The sequence below is a fragment of the Nostoc sp. PA-18-2419 genome (assembly GCF_005869855.1).
In the GTDB taxonomy this organism is placed as follows: Bacteria; Cyanobacteriota; Cyanobacteriia; order Cyanobacteriales; family Nostocaceae; genus Nostoc.
In genome coordinates, this window is the sequence record NZ_SZNH01000024.1 from 16,331 (window position 1) to 40,422 (window position 24,092).

Sequence of the window (24,092 nt, forward strand, 5' to 3'; positions counted from 1 at the left end):
TTAAAACTCACGTTGTGAGAAAATTACAGTAGCGATCGCTAACAACATGACACTGTAGAGTAAGCCATAGCCAGCATTGATAATCAGTGCCGTCGTATCAGGTAGTGCTTGCAAACCATAAACAGCATCATTTTTCAAATCTAATCGTGATAAATCTGGGAAAATGAGAAACAAAGCTTGAGTTAAACGTTCTATCCCAAGATTGCGACTAAGCCGCCCAAGTTGTACTAAATCTTGGCTAATATTCCCCATTAAATACACAGCAAAAGTTAAAACAGTCGCCAAGAGTGAAGCTGTAAAAACACCGAAGGTAATAGCCACAGCGGTAATTAATGACAACTGCAAAAATAAGAAAATTGCCGCAATTAAAATGCTTGCTGTTGGATGAGCAACTTTCCCAAATTGCAGAAATAACAAATAGATCACTGTCATCGTAGCTATCAATACCGCTAGCACTGCGGATAACCCCAAATACTTGCCAACAATAATTTCACTGCGGCTAACAGGTTTAGCAATTAATACTAATATAGTACGTTTTTCAATTTCTTTATTAACTAGTCCCGTACCAATAAATATCGTCACAATTAATCCGATCGCATTCATCGCTGCCATGCCAAAATCTAAAAATATTTTGTCTTCGGTAGTAGCCGCAAATTGAGGAAGTATACCGAAAGCAGCAGCGAGTATTAATGCATAAAAACCAATAATATATAGGATGCGATCGCGTATCACTTCCTGAAACACATTCTTAGCGAGTACAAAAATTCTGGTTGTCATTTGTTATTTGTCATTTATCATTTATCATTAGTCATTTCTCGCTCATCACCCCACCACCCCATCTCCTTATCTCCCAACTCTTCACTGCTGCGGAGGTGGCGAACCAGCGAGAAATTTATTTAAGCGATCGCATTCAATTTCTCCAACTGTGATTTTATTCCCTGATTTATTAGTTGCTGCAACTGGTTCAATCCGACAAGATTTCTTTAAATAATATCCCCGTGGGTTAGAACTCGGTCCTGTCCAGATACTTAGTAAATCTAATATATACCCAGACTTAGTATTAGATACACGCGGTTCAACATGCCATAATTCCTTCTCTTGATATTTTCCCAGGTTTTTTTCAATTACTTCTCCACCCAAGCTTCCTACTCGCTGTTTTGCATCTAGCAACCATTTTTCTACTTCTGACCAAGGTGTTTGAGTTATTTGTCCTTCTACTATTGGTTGAAGTTTGTTTAAAATTATAATTCCATTTTGTGGTACTTTAGTTGGTTCTTGAGTTCTGACAACAAAGGTATTACGCCTAAAACTATCTGTCTGCATACTGGGATATTGTTCTAACCAATTATCCACCACAAAATAAAACTGAATCCAGCAGCTTAGCAACATACAACTAGCAAGTAAAACTATGATTTTTTGGCGGTCTTCGGGCTTAGGAATTTGAGCTTTGGCATCTGTATCACTTCCTTCGATAAATTCTGGAATTGCCGTAATTAGTGCTGAAATTGTTGGCCATAAAACAATTGTTGTTGGTGTAACTCCATCCTTTTGATTTCCAAATGCAAAAATACTAACTAAAAATCCAGTGATTACTGCTCCCACTGGCATAAAAGTACCAGGAACCCTTAAAGGATCTTCTGTTGTATACCAAGATGTACCAGCAATTAAAAACATCCAACCAAAAAATGCAATGATATCTCTGATATAACCTGTAGCAAAATATGAAAGTAACCAAGAAAAAACACTCAGATAAATAAATGTTTGCCAAGAATAAGCTTTGGCTGGAACTAATATCTTTCTAATTCCTGCATAAAGCCCTTCAATAAATTTGTAAGCTCCGAATAAATCTTTAAGTAGTGTATTCACCTTTTTACCTACACTTAATTAATAGTATTGCTGGATAAGAAATTAAATTTTCTACTTTGAGCGAAACAATAAAATAATAGTTATTGCACTATAGCTCAGAGAGTTGGCTATCAATATAGTAGTGACTAAGTTTGTATTTTGAAATTTTATACTTCTAAAACCTCGCCATTTCTGCCTCAGAGGTACTTCAATATCTTCCTCTTTTTTAACAAATGGTTCTTTGACTAAAGATAAAAGTAAAACTTTCAATAGAAAAAACTTCAGTATAAAATTAGCGAAGAAAATTATAAACGCAGTTAAAATTATTAAAGTTTGTGTACCAGATGATTTAAAAGTATTAAAAAATAAATAATTAATTAATTCTGATTTTAACTGTATTGGCAGCATTGGTTCTGAGAAAAAAAATACCATCCAACCAATTACGCTAGAAAATAAATTAATAGAAATAGCATAAAAAATGCTAGTTTTTTTATCAAATTTTAGCCGTCTGTGCAAAACGTATGCTTCGATAGGAATGGCAATCAGTACAAATAAAAAGTCAAACAGAATTCCACCAATGGGAAAAATCCTCGGAAGCATCCAATTTTCACGCATAAAAGTCAATGGTAAGGGTTAACTGTAGAGAGTATAACCGGGATAGTGACGGTGATGGGGGAAATTATTCTATGAGTGGAAACTAGGGGATGAGGCAGAGGCAGGGGGAACAGGGGAGCAAGAGGCAGGGGGTAGGGTGAGAATAACTCTTAACTCCTGATTAAACAGTCAACAGTTATTGGWGAAAGGAAGAAAGCACAAGGAAATTTTGCCTCCTACCCTCTGCCGTAACGGAAGCGAACCTGCGGTTTAAAACCCCGACCAAATTTTAACAAAGGTTGCTCTTATTAAGGAGAAATCTGAATCCCCTTGTGAATAAAACCTTCTGCCTTCTGCCTTCTCAACAGTCAACACTCCCAATGGCCAGCACCAAATTTGCAATACTTAATGTTTGAAAAACTAATAATTCGTTTATCATGCAATTGTGATTTCCAACACATCTTTTTTTGTGTCTATTGTGTAAAGTGTATCTGCTAAGTCAAATTGCTATAAAAATTTATGGTATTTAGTTTGCCAAGTAGCAGCGTTCTTAGTTCTGCTGTGGTATCAACCTGACCTACAGTTCCGTCATCTCATTTTTTGTAAAGCAATTAATAAGCTTCTGCAAGTAAATTTGGTTGTTGCCAAAGCATTCCATTATTACATTCATTGTCTTTTCATATCTGCTTTAGACATACCTAACGCAGATATGAAAACTCATTGGGTATACACATAGCGATACCTCCGGTAGAGCTAGCACTAACGCACTATAAGGAAACAACAAAATATATGAACAAAACACGTAAGTTTCGGTTAGGTGCATTCATTCAAGCCACCGGACATCATATTTCTGCTTGGCGGCATCCCGACTCACAAGCGGATGCTGGCTTTAATTTTGAACATTACAAGGAAATTACCCAGACTGCTGAACGTGGCTTGTTCGATGCAGTTTTTCTAGCAGACAGCCCAGGAATCTGGGGCGGCACACCGGAAACTCAGAAACGCAATGGTAAACTTGTGCATTTCGAGCCGGTCACCCTATTTTCGGCTTTGTCCTCCGTCACCCAAAACATCGGCTTCATTGCTACTGCCTCGACCACCTACGAAGAACCCTACACCTTAGCACGTAAGTTTGCCTCTTTAGACTATTTAAGTAACGGTCGGGCGGGTTGGAATGTAGTCACCACAGGCAATGAGAATGCTGCTCGTAATTTCGGCCACGACCAACACCCGGAACACAGCCAACGTTATGAACGTGCTGAAGAGTTTGTAGAAGTAGTGAAAGGACTATGGGATAGCTGGGAAGACGACGCCTTCATCAGTGATAAAGAATCTGGTATCTATTTCGATCCGGACAAACTGCATATACTCAATCATAAGGGCAAACACTTTTCTGTAAAAGGCCCCTTGAACGTTGGTCGTCCACCCCAAGGCTACCCGGTGATTGTGCAGGCTGGAGCCTCTGAAGCCGGACGGGACTTAGCTGCGCGTACTGCCGAAGTCATCTTCACCGCTAATCAAACCCTAGCCGATGCCCAGGAATTTTATACCGATCTCAAAGGTCGGCTGGCTAAATATGGGCGTTCGCCAGACGAACTAAAAATTATGCCTGGTGCTTTCCCAATCATTGGCCGTACTGAATCAGAAGCTCAAGAAAAGTACGAATTTCTACAATCGTTGATTCACCCCGATGTAGCCTGGGGTATTTTAGAAAACTATTACAAAGGTGTCGATTTATCCAAATATTCTCTAGATGATATAGCTCCCGAACTACCTAGCGACACCAACACCAACAAGAGTCGTCTGAAACTAGTCAAGGATTTAGCTACTCGTGGCACTCTGACGCTGCGCCAGTTATATCTCTCTCTTGCTACTGCCAGAGGTCATCGCACCATCCTTGGTACTCCCGAAACTATTGCTGACCAATTAGAAGAATGGTTCAACAACAATGCAGCAGACGGGTTTAATATCATGCCGCCAATCCTACCTACAGGATTAGATGATTTCGTTAACCTAGTGATTCCTGTCCTCCAAAAACGCGGACTATTTCGTACCGAATACGAAGGCAGTACCTTACGTGAAAATTTGGGATTGGGTCGGCCGAGCAATCGTTTTGCCATCAAACAAGTGAATGAAAGATTAGTGTTGGCGTAAAGGAATTTTTTACAGATGCTTAAGCCATACCTTTTAAAACCTAATTTCTGTAGATCTCCACCCTAGAGAAGAGGCAGGGGGGCAGGGGGCAGGGGGCAAAGGGAGAATAACTCTTAACTGAGCGCTCTCAATTTCCAAAGACATTGGATTAAAATTTGTAATTTTTGTCAGGAAAAATCATGACTGAATATAGCCGATTAAAGACTTCGCGCTCTGCTGGAATCAGAGCAACTCTTGATTATCCGGTAATCGATACTGATGTTCATACTAATGATTTCACGCCAGCTTTTGAGGATTACATCGCTAATTATGGCGGTGCAAAACTCGTAGATGAATTACGCAAGGCGGAAGCTTCGCGTCTTAACTCCAAGAGCAATGGTAAAGATTGGTATCAGCAAACTCCCCAAGAACGTCAACAAAACCGCACAATTCGATCGCCTTGGTGGGCAAGAGTCACTCGCAATACGCTGGATCTTGCTACTTACACCCTCCCGGCATTACTCTATGAGCGTCAAGCAGAGCAGGGGTCAGACTATTCGGTGCTGTTTCCCAACAACGTCTTAGCACCGGCTGGCGCAAGTCCAGAGAACCGTCAAGCACTGCAACGTGCGGTGAATCACTATCATGCTGATATCTACCGGAAATATAGCGATCGCCTGACACCGGTGGCTGGTATCCCCATGAGTAATCCTCAAGAAGCCATTGAGGAGCTAGAATTTGCAGTGAAAACACTGGGTTTGAAGGTGGCAAATATTCCTGGTGGTGTGAAACGACCGATTAAGGCGATCGCTGAAAAATATCCAGCAGATCAATTCCCGGAAATCGCTAAGTATGCCTCTTATATCGACTTTTACGGTTTGGATAGTGAATATGATTACGATCCATTCTGGGCTAAGGCTGTCGAACTCGGTGTACCTATTACTACCCACTACGGCAGTCAGGGTTGGACTGGACGCTCCTCCATCAGTAATTACATGAACAACCACATCGGTCACTTCGCCGATGGTTCCCAAGCATTTGCCAAAGCGTTGTTCTTTGGTGGTGTCACCAAGCGTTTTCCACAGTTGCGTCTCGGTATGCTAGAAGGGGGTGCAGACTGGGGTGCCCACGTCTACATTCATTTAGTGGATCGCTTTTCCAAGCGCAATCTCAAGGGACTAGAAAACTACAACCCAGAATTTACAAATTCTGATGAGTTGTTCGAGTTGTTTGAGCGTTTCGGTGGCGAAATTACTCAAGGGTACTCCCTGAGCAAAGAAGAATTAACCAAGAGTGTATTAGGTTCTTCATTCAGTCGTCATAGCCGCCAGCCAGTTGCTAGTGAACTCAACGATTTTGGTGCAGCAGGGATTGAAACAATTGAAGACATCCGCGATCGCTGGGTGAATAGTTTCTTCTTTGGTTCCGAGTCCGACGATCGCACCATCGCCGCAGCATTCAATGATAAAGCCAATCCGTTGGGTGTGAAAATCAATGCCATCTATTCCTCAGATGTTGGTCACTGGGATGTGCCTGATCTCACCTCTCCCTTGGCTGAAAGCTGGGATCTCGTAACAGAAGGCGTGATTTCCGAAGCCGACTTCAAGTCTTATGTATTTGCTAATCCCTACAAGTTCTATACTCAAGCCAAAAGAGACTTCTTCAAGGGAACAGCGGTTGAATCTAAGGTAGCTAACATCGAATCCCAACAAGTGGATCGGAACTTAGCATTAGTGTAAATAACTTTGCTGGATAAGGGGGAATTCAATTTTAGATTTTGAATTTTAATCCAAAATCTAAAATTGAATTCCCCAATCCCTTTAACTCAACAACGAACACCATGACCTTACCAAGCACTAAACTCGGTAATACCGGATTGACTGTTTCTCGCCTTTGTCTAGGCACCATGACCTTCGGATTCCAGATTGATGAAGAAACTTCCAAGCAGATCCTTAACATTGCTGCTGATGCTGGAATCAACTTTTTAGATACAGCCGATGTTTATCCACTTGGGGGTGGACTAACCACTGCTGGGCGTACTGAAGAAATAGTTGGGCGCTGGCTCAAAGGCAAACGCGAACATTTTATTGTGGCTACAAAGTGCGTCGGCCAGGTTGGCCCTGCGCTTTGGGATCGGGGTGCTTCACGCAAACATATTCTAGATGCGATCGATGCTTCTCTAAGACGGCTGCAAACAGATTATGTAGACTTGTATCAATTGCACTCCGACGATGCCTCAACCCCCCTTGATGAAACTCTAGAAGCATTGGATACAGTAGTTCGTGCTGGTAAAGCACGCTATATCGGGGTTTCTAACTTCTTAGCTTATCGACTTAGCCGTGCCTTGGGTCGCGCTGATGTGCGTAATCTGACTCGCTTTGTCTCGATTCAGCCTCGCTATAACCTGCTGTTCCGCGAAATTGAGCGAGAACTACTGCCTTTGACAAAAGAAGAAGGACTGGGTGTAATTTCCTATAATCCCTTGGCGGGTGGTCTGCTCACCGGTAAACACAATCTCGGTCAAGGCCCTACCGCAGGCACGCGTTTTACTCTGGGTGCTGTTGCAGAACGTTATCAAGAACGCTATTGGCGCGATCGCGAGTTTAATACTGTGGAAGAATTACGCACAGTGGCGGACTTGGCCGGATTGTCTCTCACTACCCTAGCTGTAGCTTGGGTTCTGGCTAATCCGATTATCACTGCCCCGATTGTTGGTGCTAGTCGTCCAGAACAGCTTGCTGACACCTTAAAGGCTTTGGAAGTAAAACTTGACGACAATTTGAAACAAAAACTAGACGACCTCACCGCAGAATATCGCAGGGGAGATTCTCTGCGTTAGGAACAATTAATTGCCAACCCCAAAACTTAAGCATCTTAACACCTAGAGTTTTTGTCAATGACAACTAGAATTCCTTCAAATCAGAGATATCTCATAAATAAAATAGCTAGGATGGAACGTCGTCGTTTTCTCCATTTTGCTACATCTAGTTTATGTGGTTTATCTATGGCGTATCTGTTAGGAAGTTGTAGTGAACAAAGCCAACAGAATGTAAAAACATCTTCTGCCAGTTCTAGTTCCCTTGGTATAAAAACTAAAGTTTTACACATGGGTTATCAGAGTTCGGGGGATCTGTTTAGAAATCAGAAAGTTTTAGAGAAACGCTTAGAACCATTGGGTGTCAAGGTGGAATGGGCACAATTTGTCCAAGGTCCCCAACTCATGGAAGGAATGCGTGCAGGCAAGGTTGACGTGGGATCAGTAGGAGAAACACCACCAATTTTTGCTCAAGTGGCTGGGGCTGACCTGGTTTATGTTGTCGGTACACAAAGAACCCAAACAACAGGGAAAAGTACTGTAATTGCCGTGCCACCAGAGTCTCCACTCAAGAGGTTTGAGGATATTAAGGGGCAAGAAGTATGTTTTCAAAAAGGCTCGGCCTCGCACTATTTTATTCTTAGAGCATTGCAGTCAATCGGCTTGACCATCAAAGATATTAAAATCAAAAGTCTACCAACTGTTGAGGCATCGGCGGCTTTTATTGAAGGTAAAATTCCTGTTTGGATGACAAGCGATCCATACTATGCGATCGCCGAAAAGCAGAATCGAATTCGCATCCTTAGAGATTCTGTAGGGCTAGACTCTCCTGGTGGCTACTATATGGCTGACAGGAAGTTTGCCGAAGAGAATCCTGGCATACTAAAAATTATCATTGAGGAGCTTCAGAAACTCGATCAGTGGGCAGACAAGCATCGAGATGAAGTAGCTAAATTGATAACAAAGCTACAAAAGCTCGATGAGGATGTGGTAGCAAAGATTATGTCTCGTCGCACTTTCGCAGGACGCAGAGGCCTTAGCCCCACACTGATTGCCGAACAACAACGCGTGGCAGATTTATTCTTTCAAGAAGGTGTTATACCGAAGAAAATTAACATTCACGATGCATTACTTCCGCCGGATTTATATGCTGCAATCACACCGCCTGAAATTATGGTTTAGAAACTACAGAGTAGGATTTTTCACTCTCCTACTTAATTTAACTCCATAGGGCGGCTAAAGCAGCCGTCCATTTTTATTTTACATAACAGGTTGCTACTACCACAACAACTTTTATGAGAAAAAAGGTCAGACTTTCCAAATCTTTTCAACGTGCTGCCGATGCACCAAATTTACCTGATACTCCATTCAGGTTCATTTGTTATTTCGTCAACCAGTTCCGCTGGTGGTATCTAGCAATGGTGATCCTGGAGACAATACACGCAACCTGTGGTATTATGTTGCCCTATGCCATTGGCCAGATCATCAGGAGCGTGACGCGATCGACTGGTGACATTAAGCCCATTCTTGATGCTATCAGCCAACCGCTGATGCTATTCACAGCTTTGAGTGTAGGTGAAGTAATATTCGGGCGATCAGCTGGACTATTGCAGACCATTCTCCATCCGATCCACCGACAGCACATCGTCCGCTCCCTATATGCCTACTTGCAGCACCATTCGCATCGCTACTTGAGCAGTAGTTTTGCTGGGGCATTGGCGCATCGCATCGGCGAAACCTCTCTAGGTGTAACCCAGACGATGCAAATGCTGATTACTGAATTTATGTCCTTGATCGTTGTGTATATTGTCTCTGCGATATTACTGTATCGTGCTTATCCTCCGCTTGCTGCATTCGTGGGTGTGTGGGCAGTTATGTTCGTAAGTATTTCGTTCTGGCTAGCAACTCGCTGCCGAATTTATTCCCGCAAAGCCGCAGCCGCAAGAAGTGACACGACTGGCATGATTGTAGATGCGGTGACAAATCTCAGCAGTAGCCGACTGTTTGCTCGCCTGGGTTTTGAACGACGTTATTTGAATGAGCAATTAAAACGCGAAATCAATGAGGTGAGAAAGTCCAACTGGTACTCGGAGCGAATTCGCTGGTTTCAGTTCATCTCAGCAGCCATTCTGAAAATCGGCGTTTTGTATTACTCCGTCTCCCTGTGGAGTCAAGGAGTGCTCGCTCCTGCTGACTTTGTTGTGGCAACTAGCCTGTCGCTGTTGATCGTTAGTGAAGCCCGCAATTTGAGCCGACGATTTATAGAATTCTTTGAACATATCGGCAATGTCGTCAATGGTGTCTCCATAATTGTTCAACCGCATGAGTTGATCGATCAGGATCGAGCGATCGCTCATTCCATCACCCAAGGTAAAATCGAGTTTCGGCAAGTGAATTTCAGCTACACGTTAGGCAAACAAGTCTTTGAAAACCTCTCTATCACTATCCAACCAGGTGAGCGTGTCGGCTTAGTGGGCTTTTCCGGCTCTGGAAAATCTACTTTTGTCAATTTAATTTTGCGTCTTTTTGATTCCCAATCAGGACAAATTCTCATTGATGGAGTCGATATTCGAGATATGACTCAGAATGCCCTACATGCCCAGATCGGCTTAATTCCCCAAGATCCATCTCTGTTTCATCGCACATTGATCGAAAATATTCGTTACGGACGCATAGATGCAACGGATGAGGAAGTAATTGAAGCCGCACGGAAGGCTTATGCTCACGATTTTATCGTCAAGATGAAAGAGGGTTATGATTCTTTGGTAGGTGAACGTGGTGTTAAATTATCAGGAGGGCAGAGACAGCGGATTGCGATCGCGCGGGTAATCCTTAAAGATGCGCCAATCCTAATTTTGGATGAAGCCACCTCTAGTCTGGATTCGATTACTGAAAAAGCGATCCAGGAAACCTTAGATTTAGCAATGGATGGCAAAACTGTGATTGTGGTAGCTCATCGCCTATCCACCATTGCCCATTTAGACCGGATTTTGGTGTTCGACCAAGGTCGGATTATCGAAGATGGTACCCACGCCAAACTCTTGGCCCAAGGCGGTGCCTACCACAGATTATGGAAAATGCAGGCAGGTGGATTCTTACCTATCGCTCTTTAATCGCTTTCTCCAGATAAAAAAGCAATAATCCTTACTACACAGGACTTTCAGCCCAAAAAGATGATTTTAAGTATAATGTTAGAAAATAAAGCTCCAAACCCCGTTTATGTCTGTTGTTTAAAAATTGACTAAGATTTTTCTTTGACCAGAGTAATTGAAGAGCAATATGAGTCAGCGTTCGCTCCACCACATCAATCCATAAAATTGAGAATTGTACGACTAGTAAGAAGGAGCTTTAGCCTTTACCAAATAATTACTAATTCGTAATTCGTAATACTCGCCTCCGGCGAGAAGCAAGCTACGTAATTCGTAATTGGGGATACAAACCTCTAACTTCAGTTATGGACAACAATAAAAAATTTATTCCTTATTTTCAAGCCCATAACTTCAGTTATAGGGTAATTACGAATAATGTTAGCGCAGCTAAGCCGTGTCCTCTCCCAAGGCGAGACGCCAAGGGTGAACGAGCGTCATTATCAATTACGAATTATTTTGACATTGATTAAAAGGTTCTCGAATAAAATAAAGTGCATCGCGTTTTTGAACTTCCATACCACCTCTATTCCAGCTTACCCAACGAGTTATAAATTTTTTAGTACGCTCACGACGCTCAATCGCAACAGTAAAGTTATTACGCAGTTCCCGATAACATCCTGACAAATTTGTCAAGGTCAAATCCAGTACTGGAATATTAAATTTATTCTCACCTTTATTCACAACAAAAAATCCTTCACTGCCTCGCTCCATTAGCAATACAGTCGGACTATCAACGGCTGCTAAAACATTTTCTTTGATATTTTTTCCCTGATTTCCTCGTTGCTCCATAATCTGGCGAAATTTGACACCATATTTAATAAAAGAAGCATCTCTATGATCCCAGTTTAGTATTAGAGGAGTACCGCTTTCTCTTGCTAGGACGTAAGCTGTTGCTAGGAAAGAATCAGAACGATCGCTATAGGGGTTGATGGCACTTGAATTAATCTCGCGGATATTATCGTGGTTTCTGCCAAAGGTGACACTACGCGGATCGTTTATGGCTATGGGAATTCGCAGCGATCGCAAATCTCCATCGGAACTGAAGGCATTTTTTATTGAGTTGTAGAGAACATAATCTGTAACAGCGGCAATCCAGTTATAATTTTCTGCACTAGTGTCGCTATCTGTGATTACCTCAAGATAATTCCATGCTTTTCCTTGACTTTCTTGATCCACATAGCTGATATACTCTTTAACAACATCTGCTGGCATATGCTTGGCAGCATCAAATCGAAATCCATCAATCCCTAAATCTAGCAATTTCTTTAAATAAGCTTTTTGAATTGTTTTAACGTTATTAGTAAATATCAGATCAGGAAGTCCACCCAACCAACAATTAATTTCTGAATTTCTGTTGCCATCGTTATAATTAATGTCACAGGGTTTTTTCCCCGGACGATTTGAGTCTGAATTAAAGTCACTTGGAGAAAAACCAGGAAATTTAGTTAAATCTTCAAAATTATCATTACTATCTAAATTAGCTAGATGATTAAAAACAACATCAGCAATCACTTTCACATGACAACTGTGGGCTTGATTAACCAGTTTTTTTAAATTAAAAAGCGAACCTCTACCTTCAATAATGGTATAGTCTAAAGGTTGATATCGCGCCCACCATTCTGGGGCAGGATTAGATTTTTGGGCTGGAGGAATTTGAATGTGAGAATATCCTTGCTTCCCGATTTCACATACAACGTTTTCGATATCACTATATTGTTGATCGAATGCATGGAAAATCGCAGTGGGTTTTGACACTGCTAATGTCTTAATCGGGAAAATACAAATTGTGCAGATTACAACTGCACGGCTGAAGATAGTTTTCATCAAATTGATTGCTGTTAATCTGTCTCGTGTTTTACTAGATCCGGTTGCAGACATGATTAATTCTCTTTAAACAATGACATTTTCATAGCTTATTCTAGATATTAATGGCGTACATTGATGTTGAAAATACAACTGCTAAACCTAAGCCATCAGTAGAACCTGGTAATTTAATGGGGAAAACGAGATGTTGGGAATCACCTTTTGATGACAGTAGCCCTTTTACTGAGGAGCAAAATGATGGAAAACTATCACGTCCCGTTTTGGAGAGCAGTTAAGAAAGTGACTCTTTGACTGACTTTAATTATCAAAAATGAAGCCTTGGGGGTATTGTTTTTAGAAACTAGCGATACGCCTAATGAAGGGAATGTAAGACCGCTAAGAGGCAAGGTTTGTTGTCTTCTATACGCAATCCCCAATTATACCACTTGGGGTTAGTTGTGATAGTTCATAAACTGTTATATTATAAATTTTCGAGAAATGATAAGGAACAGCATCGGTATTCGGACGGCGCAAGTGCGTCAAGAACGGCTCATTGGTCAAATTCACGTCTATGATGGTGCGGGTAAAGGTAAGTCCCAAGCAGCTTTAGGGGTGGTTTTGCGTTCGATTGGTTTGGGAATAAATACACCTAGTAATTGCAACCGGGTTTTACTGCTGCGGTTTTTAAAGGGGCCGGAACGTGATTATGATGAAGATGGGGCGATCACAGCTTTGCAACGTGGTTTTCCCCATTTAATTGACCAGGTTCGGACTGGGAGAGCCGAATTTTTTGGCCCAGAAGAAATTACTGCCTTTGACAAAAATGAAGCGGCGCGGGGTTGGGATGTTGCCAAAGGTGCGATCGCCAGTGGTTTATATTCAGTTGTGGTTTTAGATGAAATTAACCCAGTCCTCGATTTGGGTTTACTACCAGTGGATGAAGTGGTGCGGACATTAAAATCTAAACCCCAAGAGTTGGAAATTATTGCTACCGGACGCGCCGCGCCACAAAAGTTACTCGATATTGCAGATTTGCACTCTGAAATGAAACCGCACCATCACCCAACTGCCACAGCACTCTTACTCAATGGTATTGAAATTTATACTGGTGCTGGCAAAGGTAAGTCTACGAGTGCCTTGGGCAAAGCCTTGCAGGCAATTGGTAGGGGAATCAATCATCCAGGGTCTACCCGTGTATTAATTATGCAGTGGCTCAAAGGTGGTACTGGCTACACAGAAGACGCAGCGATCGCCGCTTTGCAGCAGTCATATCCAGAAGTGGTGGATCATCAACGCTGCGGTCGAGATGCAATTGTCTGGCGCAATTCTCGCCAAGAATTAGATTATGTAGAAGCCGAACGTGGTTGGGAAATTGCCAAAGTTGCGATCGCCTCTGGGCTGTATAAAACGATTATTCTCGATGAACTCAATCCCACAGTTGACTTGGAACTACTCCCCGTTGAACCCATTGTTCAAGCTTTGCTCCGCAAACCCCGCGACACTGAAATTATCATCACTGGCCGTTGCCAAAACCAACCAGCATACTTCGACTTAGCTAGCGTCCATTCAGAGGTTTACTGTCACAAACATTATGCCAACCAAGGTGTAGAACTAAAACGAGGGGTAGATTTTTAAATTTTGATATGGGGCGTTAGGAGCGTGGAAGAGGTGGGGTGGTGGGATGAAATTCTTTCCCCTTATCCCCTTAGGGGACCCCACCTTCCCCATCTCCCTGATCTGTTGTATTGTTTTCATTGCATTTGGGTAGCTAGAGTATTTTGCACAAAGCGATCGCGTCCTGCTGTTTTTGCTTGATACAATGCCCGATCTGCTGCGGCAATCATTTCTTCCAAGTCAGAATTTGGTTGGGGAATTTCTGTAGTGAAGCCGGCACTCAAGGTTACATAAGGACTAACTTGTGAATTCCCATGAGGAATAGCCAATGTGCGGACAACATCGCAAATTTTTTCGGCAATATAAGTTGCCCCTTGGGTGTCTGTGTGAGGTAAAACTATGGCAAATTCTTCTCCACCATAACGGGCAACCAAATCTCCAGGACGTTTGACAATATCTTTGATGGCTTGAGCAATTTTTAATAGACAGCGATCGCCCACTCGATGACCATAGGTATCATTGTATGATTTGAAATAATCAACATCGCAAAGAATCAGAGAAAGTGGGCGTTGTTCCCGTTTCATCCGTTGCCACTCTTGGGAAAAATACTCTTCAAACCCCCGGCGGTTTGCCACTTCGGTTAATCCATCGATAGTAACTAATCGCAGCAATTCTAAATTCACAGCTTCGAGTTTTTGTTGTAACTGAGATTGCTGAATTAAGCGTTTTACCCGTTGTCGCAAAACTGGCCAGTGAATCGGTTTGGTAATATAGTCAATTGCACCCACTTCAAATGCACGGTCAACTGACTCTTCATCCTCCAGTCCTGTAATCATTAATACTGGAATATGCTTACTACAATCCAGAATTTGCAACTGAGTGCAACACTCAAACCCATCCATATCGGGCATAATGGCATCAAGAAGTACTATATCAGGATGCAGTTGGTTAAAAACAGTTAAAGCTTCTATGCCATTTTGAGCTTCGACAATTTTATACCCTTCCCGCTCCAAGAAATTTCGCAAAATCATGCGGATGAATGGCTCATCATCAACAATTAAAGCTAATGATTGGGTTTGTTGAGAGGTGGCTTTCATTGTCCTTCCTTGGCAAGTTCTTTTTGTAGGGCAGTTTTGACCTGTTCATATTCTTGGTTTAGTTGTGATATAACTTGTTGGCTATTTTGTAACTTGTTGCTGCGTCCCTGTGTTTCTAATTGCTTGCAAAGTTGTGCCAAGGCGATCGCTCCTACAGAGGCACTACTAGATTTGAGTTGATGTGCTGTCTTCCATAGAGTCTGGGCGTCCTCAGTTGCGATCGCTGTGCTGATATTTTGCAACATTCTAGGAGTTTGTGTAAGATAACACTCAATCAGTTCCGCAAATGCCGTATGATCTCCTTTGAGGATATTCTGCAAGGATTTGAGAATTTTGGCATCTATCTTGGCACTATTGAATGTCTGGTTTTGACGAACCTGGAGGATATCTAGCGACGGTTGCAATTCTTGAGGTATTACTCGACGTTGTTTACTTGTTAGTGGTGGGCAATTGCTAAGTGCTTGGGCTAACTCCTCGATTTGAATAGGTTTACTAATGTAGTCATTCATCCCAGCAGCCAGACAAGCTTCGCGATCACAGCGCATGGCATTGGCAGTGATCGCAATGATGTAGGGACGAAAACCAACTTCCCATTGTTGACAAATTCTCCGAGTTGCCTCTAAACCATCCATTTCAGGCATGTGGATATCCATCAACACTACGTCATAGGGCTGTTTTTGCAACGCTTGCAACACTTCTAGTCCATTAGTTACTACATCTGCCTGATAACTCATTTTCTGTAGCATCAAAAGAGCAACTTTCTGATTGACAACCGTGTCCTCTGCTAAAAGAATCCGCAGTGGCAATCGATGTGCCAAATGCGGATCGACCAAGGGTGAATGAGAATGAGAAATACTAGCTTTGGTCGGCTGATTAACCAGAACACGGGTCATAACATCGTAGAGTTGAGTCTGTTTAATTAGTTTGCTCAAAAAAGCAGCAAACTGCACATCACCAAAATCAAGGGAAGTTTCTAGTTTACCTAAAGGGATCACTTTGGCTGTAATGGTGAAGTAAAATGTTGAACCTTCGCCAGAGTAAGAAGATAATTTTTTACTTTGCCATGTAGAATTAGGATTGCTACCAACAAACCCCTGACTTTCAACCCAAAGGGCATCTTTGCTGCTGCGAATTGTTTCCACAAAATCTTGCTGTTGATGCGTCAGGTGAGTATCCAACAGTAGACCTGTCATGGCAATAACAGCATTCATGGGAGTACGAATTTCGTGGCTGATCATCGCCAAAAACTCACTTTTCGCTAGATTTGCGGCTTTTGCCTGATGTTTTGCTTGATCCAAGGCAAAGTTCTTCAAGGTGAGTTCTTGATGTTGGCGGGTTTCTTGTTCCAGTAATTGAGCTTGTGCTAAAGCAATACCCAACTGAGCGGCCACTGCTTCTAGTAATTCAATTTCATCTTGTGTCCACTGGCCAAAATAGCTGCATTGGTGGATAATTATAGCACTATTTGGTTCTCCCTTATAATAAGTGCGGACACAGAGCATGGATTTCAGCCCAAAATCTGTGATCTCAAACATAAATCTCCTCAGCATTGTAGGAGTTCGGGTTTCGTGAACTACCGTCACAATCTGTCGCAGCCAAACAACTCGCCCGTCGGCTGTTAACATTCGGTATTCCAATTCATGATTTTCGCACCTATCAGCTACTTGTTGACAAAAACGTTGGAACTTCTACAGCGTAGGGAACGAGTAAAGCATATTCCTTTGTTATCCATTGCCTATTGTCTGTTGCCCTTCGCCTTAAGTGTAGTGAGTTTTTTGATACATTCAAATAAGAATCCTATGTTTGTATGTCTGCTTGTCGTCTTTGTTGACTAAATCCAGAATTTTGAAGTGAAGCCTGGATTGCAATCAAGAGTTGTGACATTTTAGCAGCGATCGCACTCAATCGGAAAATCTTTTGACTCCTACTTCCATATCGGATTTTAAACCTCAAAAGCGCACACAAAAGCAAAATTTTTTTAGATGGAGGTTTCCTCCATCCAAAAACTCAAAGCCAACCTGTGATTTAAATCACAGCTTCTTCACGTTGACAATCAAAGACAACCATAAAACAAGCGTTCGGGATTTCCTGACGCAAATGCTGGATATAACCATCTGCATCAGAACGATTACGGAAGCGAGCAACAATTTCCCGTTGGGTATCGGGAAGTAAACGAGCGATCGCCCAAGAATTCAGACGCTCTTTGTAAGCAATAGCTTGATTGCCTGATTTGTCAGCTTTGTATTCGGTATTTTCTGGCATAATTATCTTTTCCGTATGAAGTTTCATGAAGGGCATTAATTAGTTTCTAGGTAGAAATGCACTAACGCTTTTTTTTAAAGCTACTGCCACCTTGTTATTCGATTATTGATAAATTGTCAATACTTAGCGCAATATTTTAGACGAACTAAGTTGTAAATTCCAGGTATTTATTACCTTTAAACCTTGAATTTGCAACTATTTTTCGGGTAATAAGAATACTCAAGCCCAAAGTCCAAAGAAGTATTAAGCTGAGAAATTTTGCTTGATACACGTAAGTAAAATCTGTATCAGTAGTTAGGTGTCGAATAAGTCCCAAAGCTCAGTTCCCCAACTTCTGATTATAAGTCAGGGAGCTTGTTGTTTCGGAATGATTTAGGTGCTATATCTCTTTATCTAATAGAGACTCAAATTCAGCTTGTAAGGCGGTTATATCCGCCAACCTTGTGACTAATAAATTATCTTTACCAGCATCATTTAAACATACTTTCCAATAACGAATACTATCTGAGTTATTCAACCAAAACTGAATTACTGTATCTACAACTCGATCTAGATTCCAGCCGTGCTGTGGTCGAACTGATTCTACAGATTTGAGAAATGTATCTAGCGTACAGGTATGCATTCCCAAATATTCAACACTTTGATGGGGTACTTGTTGATAAATCTGTTGTTGGTGACTAAAAAATTGTAAAAGTGGAGATACTCCTACAATATCAAAAGTGTATTTCATATAGATTCTCCCAGCTTTTAATTACTATCAATCAAGCTTTTTATCTTAAAATAATGCCTAAAAAATACCTAAGTTATCTAGAAAAAGTAGAATTTATGTCTAGCTTATAGGTATTAAACTTCTGTTAAAATTTAGCACTCAAAGCTTGCTAGTGCTAAATTTTATTTAATTATGAGACTTGTTATTAATAAGTCTCAAGCATAACTTTATAGATTATATATATTTTTAATAATTATTTAATAAAATTTTTTATGGCTGGCAAAAACAAAGTAGCAGCGTTATCTGCTGGTTATTTGTTGGTTATAGCATCAGTAGTATATAGATTTTTGAATATCCTTACTTACCGATGATAGCGATGCCTATGCCGCCTCAATTAGATTATTGTTTTAGCTGAAATAGCGAACAAGGAAAAGCTAATTCAGACCAGGAAAAAGTGGGGCTTCTTCGGTGTCGTATTTACCAAGATAATCTCGAAAAGATGTACCACCAGTACCGATATCAACGCCGACTATCTTTAGTTGTTGAATTGCCAGTCCCAAATGAGATTGATGAAACTGTGTTTGCAAGCGATCGTAAGCACGCAGATGCTTCAGAATTGCACTAGCATAGGGATAATTTTGTAGATAGGCGATGCTTTCTTGATAAGAGTTACCAGGAACGCGGCTAGTGAGAGTTTGATAATAATCAGCAAGATTGCGTTTTTGGTATAACTCAAACCACTTTGTTACTTCCTCGCCATAGCGCGAATTAAACTCAACTTCTGCAATGTGTAGCTTACCTTCTGTATCCTTCGTACCGCCATCCCAATACTTGCGAACACCACTCATAATCTCCAGATGGCGAAACTGAAAAGACTGGAAACCGCTAGTCGGACCGATAGTTGTTCTAAACTCAGCAAATGCCCGCATTGTCATCAAAATTGGCATAGTTGTATTCACTACTTCATAAAAACGCAAAATGCGCTCTAAAAAATAACATGCCTCTGCTGTATCACCAATCACTGCATCTCGGGTATCTTGTAGCGCCGTAGCGAAAGCATCTAAAACTCGTTCCATATCAATAATCATTTGGTGAAAAGCGAGTTCACAAATTTGATGCACGGTAATAAATAAATCTTCGTCTTTGGAGACTGTGAGAGGTTTTTTACAAGCAATGAGTGCTTCAATATTGTGATAATTCCAGTAGTGATTTTGAGTAACATCCAAATTGGAATCTAATGGCGGTAAGGGTTGGGGTTTGTGGAATTCGGACATAGTTGTGGTTTAAAAATATTTCAAGATGGGAAGTACACACTGTAAAATTGTTTTCCAGTTGAAATAGAGCATCGCTCAATTAGTAATGACTGGAGATTTCTCGTCGCGATCGCCTATCCTTTCTGCATCAGTGATATTGTAGATTAGAATCGACGGGTGGATATGTGAGGTTTAGTTATGCCAGACGTTCGGTTTGATAAATACTACCGTTACGAAGATCTAACAGGCATTCTCCACAGTTACGCCAAGGAATTCCCGCAATTAATACGCATCCAAAGTATCGGCAAGAGTTACGAACAACGCGATATCTGGCTATTAACAGTTACTAATTTTGCCACTGGTTTGGATGTTGAAAAACCTGCTCTCTGGATTGATGGCAACATCCACGCTACTGAGCTTGCACCGTCGAGTGTTTGCCTGTACTTTTTGCAAACATTAGTCACATCTTACGGCACCCACCCAGAAATTACCCGTTGTTTAGACACGCGCACCTTTTACATTTGTCCGCGTGTTAACCCTGATGGTGCCGAGTTGGCATTAGCTGACAAGCCGAAATTTATTCGCTCAAGCACTCGTCCCTATCCCCACGATGAGGAAGGTAACGACGGGTTAGTGATGTCAGACATCGATGGCAATGGCCGGATTTTACTAATGCGAATCCCTGATACCAATGGTGCTTGGAAAGTCTGCCCCAGCGAACCACGCTTATTAGTGCGACGCGAACCCACAGAAACAGGTGGTCAATATTATCGTTTACTACCAGAAGGACTGATAGAAAATTATGACGGAGTTCAGATTCAAATTCAGCCAACCAAAGAAGGATTAGACTTAAACCGAAATTTTCCATTTTTGTGGCGGCAAGAATTTGAGCAATCGGGGGCTGGTTCTTATCCGACATCGGAAACAGAAGTACGATCGCTCGTCGAGTTTATCACCACACATGCAAATATTACCGGGGCGATCGCTTTTCATACTTTTAGTGGTGTCCTCATCCGTCCCTATACCCACTTAGGCGATGACGAATTCCCGGTTAATGACCTCCGTACCTACCAACGCATTGGCGAAAAAGGTACTGAACTGACGCAATACCCAGCGATTTCTGCTTTTCATGATTTTCGCTATCACCCCAAAGACGTAATTACAGGTACATTCGATGACTGGGCTTATGAATATCAAGGTTTATTTGCGTGGACAGTAGAAGTATGGAGTCCCCAGCGCCAAGCCGGAATTACTGATTACAAATACGTCGATTGGGCGCGGGAACACCCTGTAGAAGAAGACCTGAAACTGCTGCGCTGGAACGATGAAAAACTCGCAGGTAAAGGCTACGTAGATTGGTATCCCTTCGACCATCCCCAACTCGGTCAGATTGAACTCGGCGGCTGGGATACTATGTATGCCTGGACAAATCCACCTCCAGAATTTTTAGAGAAAGAAATAGCCCTGTTTCCTGAGTGGCTGGTATGGCACTTGTTAATTTCCCCCCGTTTAGAAATTTACCAAGCCAGCGTTCACAGCTTAAATAATGATATTTATCGAGTGCAAATGGTTATACATAATACAGGTTGGTTACCCACCTACATCACTCAAAAAGCCTTAGATAAGAAGCTGGTACGAGGCTGTATTTGTGAAATCGAATTGCCTGCTGATGCAACATTGGTAACAGGTAAGCCGCGAGAAGAATTAGGTCAATTAGAAGGACGTACCTACAAGCCCTCAGCACCTAGTAGACGACAAGGCGATCCTACCAGCGATCGCGCCAAGGTGGAATGGTTAGTGCGTGCGACTCAAGGTAGTACAGTTAAACTGCTGGCTCGTCACGAACGTGCTGGAGTTGTGCGTACTGAATTGACATTAGCGTGATTTGTTATTTAGTAAAGACGCAAGTAAAAACCTGACTTCCAGAGAAGTTGAAACCATAACTAAGTAGAATGGTGTGAAAAAACAAAACTATTTTAATAAAAATTAAATAGACTTAAACCCTCTTTCCTCCTGCCTCCAGCATAGCTGCCTCCTGCCTCATCCCAACGATAAACATTCACACAGACCTACTTAATACATGTTAAAGAAATTATTTATTTATATTTTTTTGTTGTAGAAAATTAGTTATTTAGTCTACTATTTTTTTTGGGTAAGGTAGCAAGTTTTATATTGGACGGGTGCGATGAGAATCTTGCTAATTGAAGATGAAGAAGTTTTAGCAAGTGTCTTGTTGAAATCTCTTGCTAAACAACACTATGTTGTGGATATAGCACAAGATGGACAAATGGGCTGGGAATACACTCAAAATGCCAGCTACGATTTGCTGCTGATAGATGTAGGATTGCCGAAACTAGACGGGATTACATTGTGTCAGCGATTACGTTCTGGTGGGTGTTTCACTCCGATTCTGTTGATGACTGCCAAAGATGGTACTAAAGAGCGGATTCAGGGACTTGATGCAGGTGCAGATGATTATCTGATCAAACCTTTGGACTTGGGAGAACTGCAAGCAAGGATACGGGCGCTGTTACGTCGCGGCGATCGCCCTGTTACCCCGATACTAGAAGTAGGCGGACTCCGACTAGATCCTAGTAGTTGCGAAGTCACCTATAACAACAAACTATTAGAATTAACTGCTAAAGAATACAGTTTGGTGGAGCTGTTTCTCAGGAATCCATCGCGTGTTTTTAGTCGCGGAGATATCATTGAGCATTTGTGGACTTTTGACGATCCACCCCAAGAAGAAACGGTAAAATCACATATCAAATACTTACGACAAAAGTTGAAAGCCGCTGGAGCAGTAGACTGGATTGAAAATGTTTATGGTTTGGGATATCGGCTGAATTCTGCTGTGGAGAAAGGCAGGGGAGCAGGGAGCAGGGAGCAGGGGGGGAAAGAAAAATCGCAAATCCCAAGTCCTCCCGTTGAGGAGCAGTTTCAGGAAGCGATGGGTGGCTTGTGGAAGCAATATGAAGGGTTAATGGTACAGCGGTTGACTGTACTGGAAGAATTAGCAGCAGCACTATCAAGTAAAACGCTGACTCAGGAGTTACGCAAATCCGCAGAACGAGAGGCGCACAAACTAGCTGGTGTCTTGGGCATGTTTGAACAAGACAATGGCACTCAGATAGCGCGGGAAATTGAACAGATTTTAGGCAAAGAGGGCGATTTATCTCCAAGTCCAAAGCGGCAATTGCTGTCATTGATTGAAGATTTGAGTAAATTAATCAATCAGATGGGGCAAAAGGTAGATAATCAAACTACTAGTGCGATCGCCCCAGAAATTTGTAGCCAATTAATATTAATTGATCCCAATCCCCAATTAGGTTCTCAGTTGCAACAACTCGTTGAATGCATGGGAATGTGTTGGCAGCAAATAACCAACTTAAAGGATGCAAAAAACTTTCTCCAAACCACATCTCCAGATTTAGTAGTATTAAATGTTATGGAGGTAGGGTGGCGGCAAGAAAGTTTAGCACTGTTGTCAGAATTAGCAACACGTACCCCACCCGTACCCGTGCTGGTGTTAGCTGGAACTGATGAGCTAGTAGAACGCGTAACTTTTGCTCAGTGCGGGGCGCGGGGTTTTCTAGCCCAACCTGTAACAGCTGCTCAGGTGTGGGATGTTTCGTCTCAACTATTACAACGTACTCGTTCTTTGCGGATAAATGTATTGGTAGTAGATGACGACCCCCTGATTTTAGCAGCACTGCGGCCGATGTTAGAACCTTGGGGTATGCGGATGACAGCATTGGACAATCCCTTACGTTTTTGGGAGGTACTGCAATCTACTACACCTGATTTGTTGATTTTAGATGTGGATATGCCCCAAATCAGTGGTATTGAACTTTGTCAAGCAGTTCGTACCGATCCGCAATGGCAAGAATTACCGATTGTGTTTCTCACTGCTCATCGAGAAATCAAAATTGTCCAGCAAGTGTTTGCTGTTGGGGGAGATGATTATGTGATTAAACCTGTTGTTGGCGCAGAATTGTTAGCACGCATTACCCATCGTCTAGAACGMAGTCGTTTACTTCAGTCTCTTTCTACCAAAGATTCCCTAACTGGACTAGCAAATCAGTTTCAGTCTCGCCGCAACTTGGAACATTTGATTACTCAAGCCGAAAAAAATMAGCAATCTGTTTGTTTGGCGATTTTGAGTGTAAATGATTTACGTCAAATTAATATTAAGTATGGTCATGAAGCTGGTAACCAAGTATTACAAAGATGGAGTCGTTTATTCCAATCGGAATTTTGTAGTGGTGAAGTGCTAGGTTATTGGGGTAACGGAGATTTTGTCGTGGGAATTTATGGGTTAACAAAACCAGAAATCAACCATCGCCTGAGCGAGATTTTAACTACTTTACGCCAGCAAATATTCACAGCTTTTGATGGCGATCGCTTTCAGGTAACATGTAATTTTGCCGTAGTTGAATACCCTAGTGATGGATTAACAATTCAATCGCTATATCAAGTTACTAATTTTATGTTGAAAAATTAATCGCAATTTGCTCTTGAATAGCGGAACTTCTTGCATTTTACTTAGGCACTTTATAAATTAATTATAGAAGACATTTACCAAAAACCGAACCATATTGATTGAGGTTCAACTTTTCCTTAAAAATCAATACGCTATATCAAAGAAGAATCGTAGGTTGGGTTGTAACTTGCTTCCACAAAATGGTAAGAAGTGAAACATAATAAAGCCTTGATAATATTGGATTTCGTTCCTCAACCCAACCTACATTATACTAATTCCAAATTCAAAATTAAGAATCCAGACAGGACAAGGTTTTGAAGATATGTATCTGTCAC

General features: G+C 41.8%; 18 protein-coding genes. 9 read left to right on the top strand and 9 right to left on the bottom strand.

Features of this window, described 5'->3' with window-relative positions; translation table 11 throughout:
- The 3 genes from FCR06_RS22050 to fraC all read right to left on the bottom strand — a co-directional run bounded on the left by FCR06_RS22050 (window position 1) and on the right by fraC (window position 2,460).
- A complete protein-coding gene (locus FCR06_RS22050; protein WP_138503524.1) occupies window positions 1-777 on the bottom strand; it encodes an ABC transporter permease in 777 nt (258 codons plus the stop codon).
- A gap of 81 nt (window positions 778-858) precedes the next feature.
- Complete coding sequence (gene fraD / locus FCR06_RS22055; protein WP_138503526.1) at window positions 859-1,866, bottom strand: septal junction protein FraD; 1,008 nt, start codon at window positions 1,864-1,866, stop codon at window positions 859-861.
- Between the two features lie 51 nt (window positions 1,867-1,917).
- Window positions 1,918-2,460 (bottom strand): filament integrity protein FraC, encoded by a 543-nt coding sequence (gene fraC, locus FCR06_RS22060; RefSeq protein ID WP_138503539.1) that lies wholly within the window; start codon window positions 2,458-2,460, stop codon window positions 1,918-1,920.
- Between the two features lie 768 nt (window positions 2,461-3,228).
- On the opposite strand from fraC, the gene FCR06_RS22065 reads away from it, so the two are divergent.
- From FCR06_RS22065 to FCR06_RS22085, 5 genes are all read left to right on the top strand, one after another.
- On the top strand, window positions 3,229-4,593 hold the full coding sequence (locus FCR06_RS22065) for an LLM class flavin-dependent oxidoreductase (protein ID WP_138503541.1): 1,365 nt from the start codon (window positions 3,229-3,231) through the stop codon (window positions 4,591-4,593).
- A gap of 179 nt (window positions 4,594-4,772) precedes the next feature.
- The gene (locus tag FCR06_RS22070; RefSeq protein WP_138503543.1) at window positions 4,773-6,311 is read left to right on the top strand and encodes an amidohydrolase family protein; all 1,539 of its coding nucleotides are present in this window, start codon (window positions 4,773-4,775) and stop codon (window positions 6,309-6,311) included.
- A gap of 101 nt (window positions 6,312-6,412) precedes the next feature.
- Window positions 6,413-7,411 carry an aldo/keto reductase gene (locus FCR06_RS22075; RefSeq protein WP_138503545.1) on the top strand — a complete coding sequence of 333 codons (999 nt, stop codon included), beginning with the start codon at window positions 6,413-6,415 and terminating at the stop codon, window positions 7,409-7,411.
- A 57-nt stretch (window positions 7,412-7,468) separates the two neighbouring features.
- A complete protein-coding gene (locus FCR06_RS22080; RefSeq protein ID WP_223280234.1) occupies window positions 7,469-8,569 on the top strand; it encodes an aliphatic sulfonate ABC transporter substrate-binding protein in 1,101 nt (366 codons plus the stop codon).
- A 113-nt stretch (window positions 8,570-8,682) separates the two neighbouring features.
- A complete protein-coding gene (locus FCR06_RS22085; RefSeq protein WP_138503547.1) occupies window positions 8,683-10,500 on the top strand; it encodes an ABC transporter ATP-binding protein in 1,818 nt (605 codons plus the stop codon).
- 480 nt (window positions 10,501-10,980) lie between these two features.
- On the opposite strand, the gene FCR06_RS22090 is transcribed toward FCR06_RS22085, so the two are convergent.
- Entirely contained in the window at window positions 10,981-12,414 is a 1,434-nt protein-coding gene (locus FCR06_RS22090; RefSeq protein ID WP_223280235.1) for an alpha-amylase family glycosyl hydrolase, read from the bottom strand.
- 50 nt (window positions 12,415-12,464) lie between these two features.
- Between FCR06_RS22090 and FCR06_RS32860 the strand changes: the two genes are divergently transcribed.
- Together FCR06_RS32860 and FCR06_RS22095 are read left to right on the top strand one after the other, a co-directional pair.
- On the top strand, window positions 12,465-12,635 hold the full coding sequence (locus FCR06_RS32860; RefSeq protein WP_189523519.1) for a hypothetical protein: 171 nt from the start codon (window positions 12,465-12,467) through the stop codon (window positions 12,633-12,635).
- A gap of 202 nt (window positions 12,636-12,837) precedes the next feature.
- A complete protein-coding gene (locus tag FCR06_RS22095; RefSeq protein ID WP_138503549.1) occupies window positions 12,838-13,974 on the top strand; it encodes a cob(I)yrinic acid a,c-diamide adenosyltransferase in 1,137 nt (378 codons plus the stop codon).
- Between the two features lie 116 nt (window positions 13,975-14,090).
- On the opposite strand, the gene FCR06_RS22100 is transcribed toward FCR06_RS22095, so the two are convergent.
- From FCR06_RS22100 to FCR06_RS22120, 5 genes are all read right to left on the bottom strand, one after another.
- Entirely contained in the window at window positions 14,091-15,050 is a 960-nt protein-coding gene (locus tag FCR06_RS22100) for a GGDEF domain-containing protein (protein WP_138503551.1), read from the bottom strand.
- Window positions 15,047-16,675, bottom strand: coding sequence for a response regulator (locus FCR06_RS22105; RefSeq protein WP_138503553.1), 1,629 nt, complete (start codon window positions 16,673-16,675; stop codon window positions 15,047-15,049). The genes FCR06_RS22100 and FCR06_RS22105 overlap by 4 nt, the downstream gene beginning before the upstream one ends.
- A gap of 400 nt (window positions 16,676-17,075) precedes the next feature.
- Window positions 17,076-17,312 carry a hypothetical protein gene (locus tag FCR06_RS22110; RefSeq protein WP_138503555.1) on the bottom strand — a complete coding sequence of 79 codons (237 nt, stop codon included), beginning with the start codon at window positions 17,310-17,312 and terminating at the stop codon, window positions 17,076-17,078.
- A gap of 379 nt (window positions 17,313-17,691) precedes the next feature.
- Window positions 17,692-18,042 carry a hypothetical protein gene (locus FCR06_RS22115; protein WP_138503557.1) on the bottom strand — a complete coding sequence of 117 codons (351 nt, stop codon included), beginning with the start codon at window positions 18,040-18,042 and terminating at the stop codon, window positions 17,692-17,694.
- 413 nt (window positions 18,043-18,455) lie between these two features.
- Window positions 18,456-19,295 carry a tryptophan 2,3-dioxygenase family protein gene (locus FCR06_RS22120; RefSeq protein WP_138503559.1) on the bottom strand — a complete coding sequence of 280 codons (840 nt, stop codon included), beginning with the start codon at window positions 19,293-19,295 and terminating at the stop codon, window positions 18,456-18,458.
- Between the two features lie 177 nt (window positions 19,296-19,472).
- Here FCR06_RS22120 and FCR06_RS22125 point away from each other — a divergent pair, with 177 nt between their 5' ends.
- On the top strand, window positions 19,473-21,158 hold the full coding sequence (locus FCR06_RS22125; RefSeq protein WP_138503561.1) for a M14 family metallopeptidase: 1,686 nt from the start codon (window positions 19,473-19,475) through the stop codon (window positions 21,156-21,158).
- Between the two features lie 301 nt (window positions 21,159-21,459).
- Window positions 21,460-23,778 carry a response regulator gene (locus FCR06_RS22130; protein ID WP_138503563.1) on the top strand — a complete coding sequence of 773 codons (2,319 nt, stop codon included), beginning with the start codon at window positions 21,460-21,462 and terminating at the stop codon, window positions 23,776-23,778.
- Window positions 23,779-24,092 lie beyond the last annotated feature (314 nt).

Excerpts from the sequence above, each read along its gene's own strand:
- FCR06_RS22050 (WP_138503524.1), bottom strand. The coding sequence starts at position 777 with ATGACAACCAGAATTTTTGTACTCGCTAAGAATGTGTTTCAGGAAGTG.
- fraC (WP_138503539.1), bottom strand. The coding sequence starts at position 2,460 with ATGCGTGAAAATTGGATGCTTCCGAGGATTTTTCCCATTGGTGGAATT.
- FCR06_RS22065 (WP_138503541.1), top strand. The coding sequence starts at position 3,229 with ATGAACAAAACACGTAAGTTTCGGTTAGGTGCATTCATTCAAGCCACC.
- FCR06_RS22070 (WP_138503543.1), top strand. The coding sequence starts at position 4,773 with ATGACTGAATATAGCCGATTAAAGACTTCGCGCTCTGCTGGAATCAGA.
- FCR06_RS22075 (WP_138503545.1), top strand. The coding sequence starts at position 6,413 with ATGACCTTACCAAGCACTAAACTCGGTAATACCGGATTGACTGTTTCT.
- FCR06_RS22080 (WP_223280234.1), top strand. The coding sequence starts at position 7,469 with ATGACAACTAGAATTCCTTCAAATCAGAGATATCTCATAAATAAAATA.
- FCR06_RS22085 (WP_138503547.1), top strand. The coding sequence starts at position 8,683 with ATGAGAAAAAAGGTCAGACTTTCCAAATCTTTTCAACGTGCTGCCGAT.
- FCR06_RS22090 (WP_223280235.1), bottom strand. The coding sequence starts at position 12,414 with ATGTCTGCAACCGGATCTAGTAAAACACGAGACAGATTAACAGCAATC.
- FCR06_RS32860 (WP_189523519.1), top strand. The coding sequence starts at position 12,465 with ATGGCGTACATTGATGTTGAAAATACAACTGCTAAACCTAAGCCATCA.
- FCR06_RS22095 (WP_138503549.1), top strand. The coding sequence starts at position 12,838 with ATGATAAGGAACAGCATCGGTATTCGGACGGCGCAAGTGCGTCAAGAA.
- FCR06_RS22100 (WP_138503551.1), bottom strand. The coding sequence starts at position 15,050 with ATGAAAGCCACCTCTCAACAAACCCAATCATTAGCTTTAATTGTTGAT.
- FCR06_RS22105 (WP_138503553.1), bottom strand. The coding sequence starts at position 16,675 with ATGTTAACAGCCGACGGGCGAGTTGTTTGGCTGCGACAGATTGTGACG.
- FCR06_RS22110 (WP_138503555.1), bottom strand. The coding sequence starts at position 17,312 with ATGCCAGAAAATACCGAATACAAAGCTGACAAATCAGGCAATCAAGCT.
- FCR06_RS22115 (WP_138503557.1), bottom strand. The coding sequence starts at position 18,042 with ATGAAATACACTTTTGATATTGTAGGAGTATCTCCACTTTTACAATTT.
- FCR06_RS22120 (WP_138503559.1), bottom strand. The coding sequence starts at position 19,295 with ATGTCCGAATTCCACAAACCCCAACCCTTACCGCCATTAGATTCCAAT.
- FCR06_RS22125 (WP_138503561.1), top strand. The coding sequence starts at position 19,473 with ATGCCAGACGTTCGGTTTGATAAATACTACCGTTACGAAGATCTAACA.